12 protein-coding genes and 1 pseudogene are annotated in these 14,634 nt (G+C 46.6%); 3 read left to right on the top strand and 10 right to left on the bottom strand.

The genetic code is table 11. The annotated features are described in order from the left end of the window. Positions 1 to 66 precede the first annotated feature (66 nt). Both ACOGW3_RS23100 and ACOGW3_RS23095 read right to left on the bottom strand, forming a co-directional pair. On the bottom strand, positions 67 to 1,941 hold the full coding sequence (locus ACOGW3_RS23100) for a response regulator (protein ID WP_419905093.1): 1,875 nt from the start codon (positions 1,939 to 1,941) through the stop codon (positions 67 to 69). Positions 1,942 to 2,231: 290 nt separating this feature from the next. Further along, the gene (locus ACOGW3_RS23095) at positions 2,232 to 2,909 is read right to left on the bottom strand and encodes an alpha/beta hydrolase (RefSeq protein WP_419905092.1); all 678 of its coding nucleotides are present in this window, start codon (positions 2,907 to 2,909) and stop codon (positions 2,232 to 2,234) included. Between the two features lie 195 nt (positions 2,910 to 3,104). Here ACOGW3_RS23095 and ACOGW3_RS23090 point away from each other — a divergent pair, with 195 nt between their 5' ends. The 3 genes and pseudogenes from ACOGW3_RS23090 to ACOGW3_RS23080 all read left to right on the top strand — a co-directional run bounded on the left by ACOGW3_RS23090 (position 3,105) and on the right by ACOGW3_RS23080 (position 6,125). Next, positions 3,105 to 3,902: a hypothetical protein gene (locus tag ACOGW3_RS23090; RefSeq protein ID WP_419905091.1), complete on the top strand. Its 798-nt coding sequence runs from the start codon at positions 3,105 to 3,107 to the stop codon at positions 3,900 to 3,902. Between the two features lie 360 nt (positions 3,903 to 4,262). Beyond that, positions 4,263 to 5,054 (top strand): annotated as a pseudogene (locus ACOGW3_RS23085) (CHASE2 domain-containing protein); the annotation flags it as partial. Continuing rightward, positions 5,043 to 6,125, top strand: a complete 1,083-nt coding sequence (locus tag ACOGW3_RS23080) for an adenylate/guanylate cyclase domain-containing protein (protein ID WP_419905977.1) — start codon at positions 5,043 to 5,045, stop codon at positions 6,123 to 6,125. The pseudogene ACOGW3_RS23085 and the gene ACOGW3_RS23080, both read left to right, overlap by 12 nt. Before the next feature lie 64 nt (positions 6,126 to 6,189). Here the strand turns inward: ACOGW3_RS23080 and ACOGW3_RS23075 are convergent, their stop codons facing one another. The 8 genes from ACOGW3_RS23075 to ACOGW3_RS23040 all read right to left on the bottom strand — a co-directional run bounded on the left by ACOGW3_RS23075 (position 6,190) and on the right by ACOGW3_RS23040 (position 14,357). Next, the gene (locus ACOGW3_RS23075; RefSeq protein ID WP_419905090.1) at positions 6,190 to 9,339 is read right to left on the bottom strand and encodes a CHAT domain-containing protein; all 3,150 of its coding nucleotides are present in this window, start codon (positions 9,337 to 9,339) and stop codon (positions 6,190 to 6,192) included. Between the two features lie 159 nt (positions 9,340 to 9,498). Next, positions 9,499 to 9,840 (bottom strand): hypothetical protein, encoded by a 342-nt coding sequence (locus ACOGW3_RS23070; protein WP_419905089.1) that lies wholly within the window; start codon positions 9,838 to 9,840, stop codon positions 9,499 to 9,501. Between the two features lie 85 nt (positions 9,841 to 9,925). Further along, complete coding sequence (locus tag ACOGW3_RS23065; protein WP_419905088.1) at positions 9,926 to 10,699, bottom strand: hypothetical protein; 774 nt, start codon at positions 10,697 to 10,699, stop codon at positions 9,926 to 9,928. Positions 10,700 to 10,743: 44 nt separating this feature from the next. Continuing rightward, a complete protein-coding gene (locus tag ACOGW3_RS23060; protein ID WP_419905087.1) occupies positions 10,744 to 11,289 on the bottom strand; it encodes a hypothetical protein in 546 nt (181 codons plus the stop codon). 46 nt (positions 11,290 to 11,335) lie between these two features. Next, the gene (locus tag ACOGW3_RS23055) at positions 11,336 to 11,842 is read right to left on the bottom strand and encodes a hypothetical protein (protein WP_419905086.1); all 507 of its coding nucleotides are present in this window, start codon (positions 11,840 to 11,842) and stop codon (positions 11,336 to 11,338) included. 193 nt (positions 11,843 to 12,035) lie between these two features. After that, positions 12,036 to 12,863: a bifunctional allantoicase/(S)-ureidoglycine aminohydrolase gene (locus ACOGW3_RS23050; RefSeq protein ID WP_419905085.1), complete on the bottom strand. Its 828-nt coding sequence runs from the start codon at positions 12,861 to 12,863 to the stop codon at positions 12,036 to 12,038. A 248-nt stretch (positions 12,864 to 13,111) separates the two neighbouring features. Beyond that, positions 13,112 to 13,600, bottom strand: a complete 489-nt coding sequence (locus ACOGW3_RS23045; protein ID WP_419905084.1) for a hypothetical protein — start codon at positions 13,598 to 13,600, stop codon at positions 13,112 to 13,114. Positions 13,601 to 13,841: 241 nt separating this feature from the next. Then, positions 13,842 to 14,357: a hypothetical protein gene (locus ACOGW3_RS23040; RefSeq protein ID WP_419905083.1), complete on the bottom strand. Its 516-nt coding sequence runs from the start codon at positions 14,355 to 14,357 to the stop codon at positions 13,842 to 13,844. Between the last annotated feature and the right edge of the window lie 277 nt (positions 14,358 to 14,634).

The raw sequence follows: 14,634 nt of genomic DNA, 5'->3' as shown, positions 1-14,634 counted from the left end.
TTTCCTGGTTTATTAAGAAGTCGCTGCTTTATATGGGTACAGGCCGAATAAGCTGATTGAGACTAACTAGCCGATCATTCTCTGTAAGCGGGTGGTAATCTGTTCCATTTTAAAGGGTTTTCTGAGGGTATCCGTTGCCCCCAGCGCTTTAAAAACGGTAAGGTATTGAGGATTGGCTGAAATACCGAGAATGTTGATGTCAGGGTTCTTGTCTTTTATCCAGCCCAGCGTTTCAAAACCTTCGCCCTTATCCATCATCACATCCATGATAACGGCATCAAACTGTTGAGATTTGAAAAGGCTAAAACCTTTCCTTCCTCCTGATGCCGTGATTACGTTATAGCCCTTATCCTCGAGATAATCCTTGATCAGGCATAAAATTTCTTCATCGTCCTCAATAACCAATATTGACTTAACATTCAGCAGAGCCTGTATTTTTGAGAGCAGTTCTGTGCGCCGATAGGGTTTCTTGAGCAGCGGGGCTTTGATGTTGGTGTTTTTTGCTTTTGTGACGGTATTTTCGGAATGGCCCGTTGTGTATAATAGTTTGATTTGCGGGTGAAGTTGTTTGGCCTGTTCTGCAATATCAAGACCTGTCATGCCACCAGGCAAGATTACATCGGTGAATAATAGGTCGATTTTTTCAGCTACTTTTAATTGCTTAAGAGCTTGCTCAGGTGAACTGGCCTCGGTGACCTCATAACCACGATTTTTGAGAGTGCTGACAGCAACCTCCCGAACATCGTTGTTGTCCTCTACAATCAGTATGTGCCCCTGAACTGGGCCGTTTGATATTGGCTCATCACCTTGGTGTACAATTGGGGCAACTGTTTCTAAAGAACGCGGGAAATAAAGGGTAATGGCTGTACCCTGATTTTCTTCACTCTCAATACTTATATGCCCGTTTGATTGTTTGACAAAGCCATACACCATGGAAAGGCCCAACCCACTTCCTCGGCCATTTTCCTTGGTTGTGAAAAAGGGTTCGAAGGCTTTGTCCAGTACTTCTGGGGGCATCCCAAGTCCGCTATCGCTAATCTCTATACGGACAAAATCACCAACAATAATATCTTCTTGTGTTGTTTCGACGTTGTCATCTTTAATTCGTGGAAGATCCCCCGGTTTTAAGGTCACGTTTGATGTCTCAAAGGTTAGAAGACCACCTTTTGGCATGGCATCGCGTGAATTAAGGGCAAGGTTAACCAGGGCATTTTCAAACTGACTTTGATCGAGTAAGGCGGGCCATAAATTAGTCGCTAGCTTTATCTTTATATCAATGGTTTCGCCAAGACAGCGAGATAAAAGATCTTCTAATCCCTTAATCATACCCGAGAGCTGTACTGGTCTCGGCGACAAGTCCTGTTTGCGGGAAAAGGCCAGCAGTCGGTCTGTAAGTGCGGATGCTCGCTCGACAGTTTTGATAATGGCTTGAACGTTTTTATGTAATTTTTTATCGCTGTTGAGATGTTGCGACAGGACTTCGGTGTTGCCCATTAAAACAGCGAGCAGATTATTGATATCGTGGGCGATCCCCCCGGTTAGTTGACCTACGGCCTCCATCCTGCTGGCTTGGCGCAGTGATTTTTCGACCAATTTCAGTTCTGTGATTTCTTCGACCACTGCACTGACACCAATGATGGGTCCGCCTTCAGATCTCACCGGAATAAAGCTGTGTCTAAAAGTTCTGATCACACCGGGATGAGCGGGTGTTTCGGCAGAAACTTCTCCACCTAAAAGGGGGATGCCAGTCTCGAGGACCTGGAGAATGGGTTGTGACGCATGTTCTGCAACATCGGGAAGAACGTCTGCTATGGAACGGCCGATATGTTGTTCTGGAGGAATGCCATTTATATCGGCCAGCCATTTATTAATGTAGAGATACCGCAGATCAGTATCAAAGTGGCACAATCCGATGGGTAGATCCTTGAAAATACGGTCCATGAGCATGCGTGACGTTCCCCATTAGCCTTATAAGACGAGTACCTTGAACGCAGTTTTCATCGTATTGCTGTATATCGTATTGCTATATACCGTATTGCTGCATTCAGGCTCGTAACCAACTATCCTAAACTTATTGATAATGACGAGAGCTCATCATATCAGAATTGGATTAGTATACATTAAGAATTACTACCAAAAGACGAATAAATAAAACTTATTTGCAATCAATTTTAATTTTTAATCAAAAAAATGGAAAGATTTTTGGGTTGGGATGGCTGTACGATTGTCGGTCAATGCACGGATAGAAAATTCAGGATAAGGGTTGTAATCTCTTTACCATCTTTGCCAACCAGTAAATCCTGACCATGAGCAAAACCCTCAAATTCATAAAGTTTTTTAGGTTCAGTGCTTTCTTCAAAGATGTCATGGCTATCTGATCCCCACATATCCGATTTTGCCACGATGAAGAGTTTATCTATGCCGGGGGTGACAATTGCAGAGGCAGAGCTTGTACTGAGTAGGACAACTTTTGTCACAACCCCGTCCATTTTTTTATTGGCTTGGCTGCTGGCCTGAAGAACCGCACCTCCACCTATGGATGCACCCACAAGCATGACCTTTTGGTGCCCCTTATCCTTCAAATATTGAATGGCATCAAGAACGTCCCGCCTTCCGACATCTTCTATGGAAAGAGACGGGATACCCTTGTTTTGAAGCGCTAAAGCAAAATCGGTCCAACTTTCTTTATGAGCCGATGACTGATGGACCAGCACAACAGCTGTTTCTGGTGAGCCTGATTCAGAGCCTGGGAAATATAGCGCTTCATTGCTATAACCAAATTCGGAGAGAATTTTGACTTCTTGATAATGAGATTGCGCCTGTAACGCAGAGTTTGCAGAGCTAAGGTAAATACCAACAAGCAAGAGGAGAAGAGAATTTCTGATGCTGGAAATATACTTTACAATCATTCTCTCGCCCTTGAAGTTTTACTCTTAGCTATAAGCGAAAGGTTACATACCCAAGGGAAAAGCATCAAGGAGAAGAAGCTGTATTGTCGCAACGTCTTATGTGAAAATGCGAGGATATCTTTCTATTAAAATATAACCTATAGTAGTCTATAGTGTATTGGGAATGTTGTTGCCCAAAAAGTCAGAGGGGGAAGCATGTTAATTAAATTTGATATACAACCTTTTAAAGTAAAACTGCTATTTTTAACGCATAAGATTTTCTTTGGTGGCTTCCTATCTGGTGTTCTTACTGGTGGTCTGGTTGTATCTTCAGTTTTAATTGTTTCTCTTACTTCTTCTCAATCCTTTGCCCAATCCCAATCCCAACTCCAATCCCAATCACTGGCACTGGCTGATGAACCCGTAGCGATTGTCGATGATATCGTCGGGGATGTACAAGAAGTCGAAATCATGGACTTACTATGGGAAGGTCAGTCTCTGAGTTTAAATAGTGGCTCTCAAATTTCCATAGGCTATATGAACGCTTGCTTGTCTGAGAAAATAACCGGTGGGAAAGTCACCATTGGTATAGATAAAAGCACGGTTGTCGGTGGGCTTGTTGAAACCGAACAATTGGATTGTGGGCAAAAAATCCAGGGTAAGAGCGCGAGTAGTAAAACCGTGGCCCTGACCGCTGTATTTCGGAACCCTAACGCACCCAAAACACCTGAACCTGATCACACACTCTATTCTCTTTATCCCGCAATTGTCGTGGCAGAAGGCCAAACCGTAGAGGGAGAATTGGTACGGGTCGCGCGGCTGGATAAGAACAATGTTGATCCGGTGGAATTCGCATTGGAAAATGGCCGGGTTGATTTCCATCGTCACAATATCCGGTTGTCATCTGGAGGGGTATACCGCATTTCTGTTGGCCAAAAGGAGACAGTTGTGAAAATAAGCCCGCGTGCCAAAGCCCGGAATATATCCCTTGTTCAGCGTCTGGTGAAATTTTGAGATATTTGGTGGTTAGACGTTAGTGGCAGTTCATTTTTTCAAACAAAAACTCTTTGGTACCCAATCCTCGGGTAAACCCTTGTATCAACTTGGCCACGGTATTTGGCATTCTCTTGGGTTGGGGCTTTGTATCCTTCTGATCACGGCGATAACACTGTTTTGGGGCCGTGATCAATTACGAGGAATTTCCATTGATGTGTTGCAAGCCGCGGCCTTTTGGGAACACAGCCTCCTTGCTCCAGAGGGGCGGAACCTGAATATTCAATCAGATGTAACCTTGATCCTGTTGGATGAGGCCAGTTATCAAAGCGAGGCTCTGTCCAAAACTCCAGAGTTCTCTGGACCCCGGAGTTTGCCGAGGTCATTTCTGCGGTTATGGAGGCGGACAGCAAAGTTCTCGGCCTTGATATTATTCTCCCCACCACCGCAGCAAACTGGACAGGTAATCGCACCCACGATCGAACTTTTATGCAGGCGCTGGCCAAATACGGCCGGAAAGAAGGACGATTATTAATGGGTGAAGTATATCTTCAGTTCTCGTCCCTGAGCCCGTTCAAGGGCTTTGCCCATGCTATTGGCGGGGCAAAGAATATCTTTCCCCTCAATGTCATTCCCGATGAAGACAATGTGATACGGAAAATTCCGAATTATATTCCCCTGCTTACGGATAGCGGTCAGGAGATAAAGGCGCCTTCATTTGCCGCAGAAATTATTCGTCGTGCTTCAGGGGAACAGAATTCCGAAGAAGCATCCGAAGTTTCAGATCAGGATTTTATTATCAACTATGACCCAGATAGCCCGGTTGAAGCCTACTCCTTTAGCCAGATACTGGCCTGTGCCAAAGAGGGCAATCCGAGGTATTTTCGAAACGCCTTCGCAGGTAAGGTTGTACTTCTCGGGCTCGACCTTGCTGTCGAAGATCGTTTTCAATCCTCTAACAGGTTTACGCGTAAAATTGACGATCCCTACTTTCCCGTCAACAGCGATAACACGATCGCGATGGCTGATTGTCACGGTGAAACGCTGGTGCGTGAGGCCGGATTATTTGGAACGGCGGGTGTCGCCATTCTTGCCAATGGGATCAGCAATGAATTGGCGGGCACCAGCTTAAGCCAGTCAGGGGATCTTCAGGCTCTTACAATGATCCTTTTCATCGCCCTGATCAGTATGATCATTGCTGTACGCTATCATTCCTGGCAATCCCTTGCCGGAATTTTGTTGACCTTCGTTATTTGTTTCTTGATAGCCTTTGGCGTACGGCAAGGGAATTTACTGGTTCTTCCTTTGGCAGAAGCTCTGACTGTGGGCACACTGGTTTACTTTACCGGAACGCTTTATCGCAACCTGATCCTTGATCGACAGCGGGCCCAGATCCACAAGCTTTTTTCCCACTATCTTGATCCTGTTGTCATCGACAAGATGGTGGATGAGGGATCGACCCCGAAAATGGGGGGCGAGACCCGTTTACTCACCATGCTTTTTAGCGATATCGAAGGTTTCTCCGCTATTTCAGAGGAAACTGAACCAGAACTGCTGGTGAAATTTCTCAATGCCTATTTCAAAACTTTTGAGCAGGTTATCAAAGCCAATGACGGTATCATCGACCATTTTGTTGGCGATGCCCTTATTGCGATGTATGGCGCCCCGGTGGCAAACGAAGATCACGCGACCAGTGCTGTCGCCACTGCTCTGCGTGCCCATAAAGAGCTCGAACCTATTGGCCCCGCCATTCTTGGGCGTGAAGTCAAAACCCGCTTTGGCATCAATAGCGGCATGATGACGGTGGGTAATGTCGGCGCTGAAAGCCGGGTGACCTATACCGCTATGGGCGATGGGGTTAACCTTGCTGCACGGTTGGAAAGCGCCAACAAGCAACTGGGATCAATGTTACTTGTAGGGGAAGAGACCTATAAACGTTGCGCGGATCTATTCGAATGGCGCCGAGTGAACCGGGTTCAGGTGGTCGGACGGGAACAAGTATTGGATGTATACGAGCCCTTGTGCCGAAAGGGGGAATTGTCTGGGGAGGAGGCCAAAGCCCGCGATGCTTACGAGCAAGCTTTGGAGATTTTTTGGATCGGTGATTTTAATAAGGTCATCAACCTTTGTGAAAGCTCTCTTTTGATAAATGACCCCGCTGCCACATTGATGAAACAGCGCATCATTCAAGGCCATGCCGAGGCTGTCCAACGTGACGGCGTCTTAAAATTGGACGAAAAATAACTCCCAAAAGAACCAATTAAGAATGCCTTTGGGAGTTATGATTACTTACCTTTGATCTTTATTCTTAACTTGCGGGGAGGGTCGCTCCCTTGCCACTATCGCCGATCACCATGAAAGGTGCCCAGAAGATGGGGTGGCTGTAGGAAAACAGCATATCGCCATTTTCATCCCGATAGCCGCCGTTTTTGATCAGGTTCAGGTTGGATTGTTGCAGAGCGCTCATAGGAGAAGCGTCTTTGACCTTATCAAAGTTCTCAAACAAGGTGGTGGTCAGCTGGCGGGCACTGGTGGTTTCCACAGGCCAGCCGGAAACCAGCATGGTTTTTGCGCCCGCATAGAAGAAGGCAGCTCCGAGGCCCGAAACGGCCTCTGAACCTGCACCATCTGCGGAAGCGGTGTTACAGGCTGACAGGACAACAAGATCAGCATTGAGACGCAAGCCGAGAATTTCAGAGGTTGTGAGAAGACCGTCTTCCCCCGTGCCGGTAATTGCTGGGGAGGTCAAAGCCAACGCTGGTTGGTTGAGGCCATCGAGATCACCGGGTACCAGGCCATGGGTGGCAAAGACCAGAAAGCGACGGTTTGATAGGTCCTGTGTCTTGGCGTTTGCTTCGGTGGCGTTGATACCGGTGAAAAGATCGCGGGAAATATCCGCTTTGAGCGCCAGGGCGATACTTTCAACCTCTTGAAGGGTATCTGGTAAACGCGGCAAATCCGCAAGGCTCGCCGAACTGGACGCACGCGTTACAGGGGCCGCCCGACGTTTGAGTTTCAGGCCTCGGCTTTGGAAAACCCCACTTGAAACCAGGCCGCGTGATACGAGATTATCAGTCGTTCCTTCAAGAGCTGCAGATTGTTGTGCCGGGCTGAAGTAGGGGTCGCCAAAGGCGGCGAGCTGCAGACGCTCAGTTACAGGCTTGGTTATGCTCCGCTGATTGATCAACACATTGGCCGAGGGGAGAACCGCAATCGCATAATCGCGTGCCAACCAGGGCGCATTTTGATAGCTCTCAAACAGAACCTCTTTGTCTTCCGGAAGCTCGTAAGCCGCTGTAGTCAGAACGCCCAATGGTATCTGCCAAAGATCACTGTGGGGAATGACATAGAGGTCTTTAACCCCTGCTAGATCGTTTGATAACGGTGCGAGCAGTTTTTGATATAGGGCGTGGGATGCTTCCATGTCAAAACTTGGAATATCACCAAGAGTTTCCGCATTGGGCTCCAACGCATCTCGAAGACGTGCCACATAGGAAGCCAGTTCTTTTTTGGTAATGGCAACTTCGACAAACCGCGTTGGTTGATCTTTTCTCGCCATAAAGACCAGAGCTTTTGATCCCGTGAAGTAGAAGGAGACAACGGCCTCATCTTGGGTGAGTTTGTCCGAGAGTTTGTCAGGTCCTTGCGCCTTGGGGTTAATCAGGGATGCATAATCCGGGAATTCGCTCTCAATCTGTTCAAAGAGAGCAGCCCGAGCGGCGCGTAGGTTATCAATGGATGTACGAAGAGGAGTGAGCTCATCCTTGGATGTCCCTTTGCTGGTTGCATCTGCGAGCAGGGCATAAAGCGCCTGAATTTGGCGCTGGGCATCCTGTTCTCGGCGGGCAAGTTCCTGGAGTTCCGGATTGTCAAAGCTGGCGCGGACCGCACTGGCCGACATTGATTCCGCAACCATTTGACCGCGGGCGGTTGCCGCAATTTTATAGGCCAGAGCGATCAACGCGTCTTTAGCAGGGCCTTCTGCACGTATTATTTCTTCTGACAGAAGGTCGAGATATGCCTCCATCAAGAAGATGGTGCGCAGGCGCTTGAGCACATTGCTTTCTCCGCCATTGCTTGTGCGGCGGGAGCGTGCATTGAGTATTTTAAAGGCATCCTCAAAAAGTACTCTGGCTTCAGCTGTTTTTCCTGTTTTTGACAGGTAAGTTGCCTTAAGGGCAGCAAATTCAGCCGTCTTATAGTGTTTGGCACCCAGGCGCTTTAAGGCCGTGGTATAGATGTCTTCAATAACAACAAGGTCTGCGGGTTTGGGATCAGTCAGAACATAGGTCAGTAATCTGTTTATATTTTGCTTAGACCATTTTTCATAGGCAAGAGGAGCCACGGTCTCATATATGCGTTGCTGCTCATCAAAGACCTCGCGGGCTTTGTCAAATTGGCGAAGGGCGAGATAGCCTGTTGCCTCAGTCCTATATGTGCCAGCTGTTATCCATGATGCCTGAGGGTAATTGATTTCGCTCAGGATTTCCTGAACTTTATGGGCAAGAGTGATAGAATCTTCAAAACGTCCGGCGGCCTGAAAGTTGTCAGATAAATCATTGAGCAGGACGGTTACAGTCTCAGTCTTGGATGTTTGCGTTCTCTTCAACAGGCTATTGAGTTCATTGCGGAGGATTAATTCAGATTCTGATAACCGTCCCTGCTTTCGCACTGTCTTGGCGATACGTCGGGCGTTAAAGACCATGGATCTTTTTGCCCATTCTTCCCCGCCTCTCGTACGCAAGGCAGATTGAGCCTTTCTGAATTGAGCCTCGGCTTCGGCCCATTCCCCTTTACTCTGGGCGATCATAGCCAGTAAGCGAGGCACATGATGATCGTTTCGTTTCTCTGCGCGTGCTTTCTTGGTACGGGAAAGCATTATTTCTGCTTCATCGAGTTTCCCTTGCCAAACAAGGAACCTGGTCATCTGGCTATAGGTCCAGGAAGGGGGCGCGTTGGTGGCAAGGGCTTCTTCTGAAATCTCGATTGCTTCGCTAAAAAGGCCGAATTCAAGTTCCTGCCAGGCAATGTTGGTCAGCATGCCTCCGCGTGAATAATCTGATTCAGGTTTGGTACTTTTGTTGTATTTCCTCACCAAGGGTAAGGCACGTCTGGCATCATCAAGTGCCTCCTGGCCCATGCCGATATTTTGTCGGGCCAGCATACGCTTGAACAGGAAATTCATTAAGCGCTTCGGATCGGCTTCTACCTCTGGTGAGATGGTTTTATTCGCATTTGCCCTGTGCTTCGCAATTTGTGGATCTGGTTCTTCATCATAACTTGCCAGTGTTGCCATCAGATCTTCAATACCCCGCGGTGGGGTCTCGACTGATTTTCCGACAAAGTTGGCTGTAATGGATTTAGCCTCTTTAAGGGAGACCGATTTCTGGGTCGTCTGACATGCCGCTAATCCAATAATTGGAACAAGAAAAATTGACCAACGAGTTAGAGACGACATACAGATACCCCCGAAAATAAGCAGACATAATGGCTGGCATTTTAGCTTATTGCGCCATCGCATTATCGTTAGGGTAGCAAAAATCAGTCCCAATTATAAGGTATCAATTTTGATATATGATTTGTGTCTTATGGATTTAGAGGGAACATCAGAGAAGCTTTAGTATGAATGGCACTCTTCATAGGCTTCGATGAAATTCCCAAAGAGAGAAGTCTGTGTGCTGCTTGGAGTTGCAAGTGACAAGGCTTCGAAGGCCCGGTTGGTCTCTGGCGCGCTATTCAGGATAAAGTGGCGAATTTTTCCGGCGAGGTGTGGATCGCAACAAATCTCGTAGGCACCGTTATGATCGTTGTCATAACCATAGAGTTCAACTTCACCCGCAATCAGGACGCCATCTTCTTGATCGATACTGACCCGTGCATCAAACTCTGCCGCAACCCGGCCGCCACAGGTATATTCATAAGTGATCTCAAGCTTTGCCGTGTGCATTGAAGCTGCCATTCATCACTCCTGATAATTTAAGGATAGGGCAGCTATTTTAAGTCTCCACCAAGAGGCTGACAAAGTATCTGAAGTCTGATCAGTCCTATTCAAACACCGCGAGATCTTGAGAGCTGAAATGATGCTGACGTTGATAGAACCAGCGATGGGCAAACCAGCCAAACAGCCCCCACAGCGGCAGAATAACAAATATACTTAGGCTATATATCGATATTATAAAATTAAGTAATCGGTATAGGAAGGCCTCTATAAAAAATTTGAAATGCAGGCCTGGAAACTCAAGAATTCCCTCCATTTGAAAAATCGATAAACGCTCTTCAATTGCACTGATAAAGGTGTAGAGGATTAAGGCAAAAGTTCCTGCCAGCATGCTGCCAAGGATGACTTGTTTGGGGGCATAAGTATCGGTGAAAACGAAGCGGGGCAGGAGGGTGGATCCCAGTAAAAAACCCGAAAGAAATGATGCCAGATCTATACCTCCCCCCGATGGGCCAAGCTGTAAGGCGAAGGCTGCGGGCGACGGACCCAGGCGTAAATATATGTAATAAAAAATCAGAAAAAGAGAGAAGAGAAAGGGGATCGTAATCAGTAGGATGAGCATACCTTTGATAGCAGTAACTGTTCGGGTCCTGAGTTTTACTTCAGTGCCAGCTTTTTTAAAAAGGAGGGTTATGAGAAGGAAGCCAAGAGTAAGACAGGAAAGTAATATTGTGAGGTCGTAGAGTTGGTACCCATCCGCGCTAAAACCATGCTGAAGATTGGTGATTTCACCACCGAGCAAACTAGATAAGCAGGCTATTATTCCGGCGTAGAGGCCTAGAAATAAACGTAAGGATATGGGGGGATCTTTGAGTGTCATGTTTGTTATCGCCAATTTTTATACTATCGAGATTGGTGCTGATATTAATCAAATACAGCTAAATCTATAGTCTCTTTTCCAACATTGTCTGAAATCAGAATAGGATTGCCATTGTGTAATAGATAATAATATAGGGGTAAGGTAAGAATGCTGCCGTAGAGACTTGCAATTATAAATAATCCGGATCCTGCTTTAAGAAAAAAGAAGGCAAACTCGATTTCTTGCTCACTTGGTTCTCTGATAAAGCCTATTATTCCTGAAATGACACCTTCTTGCATCAAACCAAAAAAGCCATAAATTACAAGAATAAGGCCGTAGGTCTTTAAACATGCCAAAAAATAACGCACTAACCGGAAACGCAAGGGCGACAGTTGTGTTGGCAATAAAAGAAAGCCAGCAATCAGTGCCCCAGGTAAAATTGCTAAACTCCTAGGCGTAACATAATCAAAGAAGCCTTTGACGTAATATTTCCCAATGTCTTCGATATACATGATCGCGACAATTGTCCCAAAACAAAGTGTCGTTGTGTAAAGCGTATTTATTATCTTTAGGCGTTGGATCTGAGATATTTGAGATATATTTCTGGTCATTGGGATATCCTAAAAAATCTCTTGAAAAGGAGAGAAGATTGGTTGCTCAATCAAACACGGCTAAATGTGTTGAGGTGAAGCGGTCACGAAAGCGAAAAATGAGGCCATATATGATCCGTGCCAACCAGCCACCAAGCAAAGGCAGTAGGATGCTTGCAAGTAAAAGGAAAAGAAGGTGCGAACCTAGGATCGATAGCCAAATTTCGGATAAATTTTCAGAGGTTATCAGGGTAATTACCATGGAGGTCATCAGATAAAGAGCTAGTGCCACCCAGAACGTAAGTATACCTCCCCTAAAAGCGCGTTCTCTTTTGTATTCAAAGAGCTCTATGTATTTAGGAAAGATAAAATATCCAGCGATTAAAGCGCCAGGAATAGAGAGAAAATCATCCCCAATAACAATTTCTACACTTTCTTTTGCATCTTCTGAGCTAAAAGAGTAGCTGGCATTAGAAACATCGAGGCCAAAGATCAGGTAAAAACAAAGGCCGGTAATGGTTGCCAGTAAAAGGCGGAGGGAAAGCGAGATTGGTGGAGACGGTAGATCTCTCATACGGTACTGCTCTTTTTTAGCTTCTGAATTTAAGTAGAGGGAGCAGTAAAGGGAATAATTATCCATTGGTCTAGCTAAAATTTCTACTCCTGATTGCTATAAGCCCTCCTGTCGTCGATGTGGCGAGATTCCATCGTTGAGAGGAACGGAGCCAGATTAATTCTGACTCCTCCCTGTAAGGTATAATCCCGATTTATAAGCCACCCAGTTTCATGTGGCGGTTGACGTCTTTGTAGAGCAGGTAGCGGAAGGGGCCGGGGCCGCCGGCGTAACAGGCTTGCGGGCAGAAGGCGCGCAGCCACATGTAATCTCCGGCTTCCACTTCGACCCAGTCCTGGTTCAGGCGGTAAACCGCCTTGCCCTCGAGCACATAAAGCCCGTGTTCCATGACGTGGGTTTCGGCAAAGGGAATGACGCCGCCTGGCTGGAAGGTCACGATGTTGACGTGCATGTCGTGGCGCAGGTCATCAGGCTCGACAAAGCGGGTGGTCGCCCATTTGTCGTCGGTGTCGGGCATGGCCGTGGGGGCAACGTCTTTTTCATTGGTGACAAAGGCTTCGGGTTTGTCCAGGCCCTCGACCGCTTCATAGGCCTTACGGACCCAGTGGAATTTCACCAGTGCGTCGGTGTCGTTGACAAGCGACCAGTTACAGCCCGCAGGTAGGTAGGCATATCCGCCTTCTACCAGGGTGTGGGTTTTGCCTTCGATGGTGAGTGACAGACCGCCTTCAACCACAAAGATCACCCCCTGAGCATTGGCATTAGGCTCTGGTTTTGTGCTGCCGCCACCGGGTTGAACTTCCATGATGTACTGACAAAAAGTCTCGGCAAAACCGGATAGCGGACGAGAAAGTACCCACAGCCGTGTCTTGTCCCAATGGGGCAGAAAACTGGTGACGATATCGCTCATGGTACCTTTTGGGATAACGGCATAAGCATCTGTAAACATGGCGCGGTCTGTTAAAATCTGGGTCTGCGGGGGCAGGCCGCCCTGGGGAGAGTAGTAAGAAGACTGCGACATATTTTGGGCCTCAATAACGGAGAGTGAAAAGAAAAAGTAAAAGACAAGGATATTGCTGTTAATATCCCTTTTCTATACCGCCGGAGGCAAGCTTTAAACGCGAAAAGACTTGTGCCTTAAAGGAAAAAGGGGCCAAGATTTTGGCCCCAAAGTTATGATCGGAAATTATTCCGCCAGATTACGTGAACGATTACCCGAACGATTATCCGTAATAAGACTGGAATAATAATAGTCGATTTATACGGGTATCACCTGGCCCAAAAGGTTCTGCGGTTTGCCAGCTTGAAAAGCCCGAGATAGAACGCCAGAACAAATGCCCCACCAATAGGTGACAGGCCTGTTGCGACCAGGATCATGGAGCTGAAATCAAAGAGAATAAAGTTTAAATTATCCGCAGTAATCGGGAAGTAGAGTTGAACCGTGACCGGGCCCAGACCGAGGACGGTATCAATGAGGGTGTGGACAACAATGGCAAAGCCATAGGCGAGGGCACCGCCTATAAATGCTTTGAAAATCTTGTTTTTTGCCCCGGAGAGAAAGCGCGGCAAGATAAAATAACCAGCCAGAAAAAAGCCCGGCAGAGAAATGAGGTCATCATATCTGGCGTGGTTCAAATGGGAGTGGTCATGAACGTGATAAATCCCCAGATGAGCATAAATTTTACCTAGGGTAAGGTACCCAACCAATATCATAAAAGCCGCCATTGTCAGGCGGAGCGTGACTGTCGGTTTATCCATGTTCGTAACCCCAAATGTATATGGCCTAGAGAGAGGTAATTCGGCAAAATCACCAATAGGTTGATTTGTATGGTAGGTAAAATTTGTTAGGATTTTGTTAATAATTGCTAAAATTTGACCCTTATTGGTGTCGATTTTACTTTAAATATTTGAGTATGAATTGTTAAAATTAATAAAATACAATATGTTAAGTAAGATTTTCTTGTCTTTGTTGTGCGTGTTTTGCGAAGCCTTGTCCCTATTACTCAAATTTTCCTCGTTGAAATTTTCGATAAATAAAAAGGTAGGCAATCCAGGCGGCAAATCCACCAATGGGGGAAAGCGCAATGCCGAGAATGCTCCCGACCCCAAGGAAATAGGCCACGACCTTTGTAAAATCCTCAAAAGTTTCCGGGAGGAAATCCTGGGAAAGTTCCGGGGCCAGTTCCGGGTTGTTAAAAGTGGCAAAGATATAGGTCCCCATAAGGAACAGGGTTGTGAATATTGTGGCCAGAAATTGGGTCAGGGCACCGCCAAAAAATTTTCGCAACGGTCTAAATTCATTGCTGGCCAAAAACCGGGGCAGGACAAAAAGGCCCGCTAGAAAAAATCCGGGAATGACCGCGGTTGCATCGATCTTAAAATGGAGAATAACGCTGCCCTTGGATATGACATCGTATCCAAGTAAAGCCAGCAGGAGGCCAAATGTAATGTACCCAACCACCGCACTATAGACGGCGAGTAAGACCCTGCTGAGAATGGTCGGCCTCGTATACATGAAGGTATTAAAACTGAATTTCTCCTAAAAGTCGAGTGAGTTAGGAAAAATACCCTTCGCTTATTCTTGCTGCAGAAGGTGAGCTATCCGATAGAAAAACCAGGTTAACCCTCCGTATAGGGGCGCACTCATCACCGTAAAAATCAGAAAGAGAGCAAAACCGAAGAAGGGGTTGTTTGCTTCGGGTATTAGAGGGGCAAGAAAACTTAAGCCAAGCTCAGAGAGCGGTATCGCGATGTTCAGCGACAATAACCTTGGCCGGTTGCGACAACCACCT

This window comes from Kiloniella sp., assembly GCF_965205715.1.
Taxonomy (GTDB): domain Bacteria; phylum Pseudomonadota; class Alphaproteobacteria; order Kiloniellales; family Kiloniellaceae; genus Kiloniella.
This window is presented reverse-complemented; position numbering and strand designations above follow the sequence as displayed.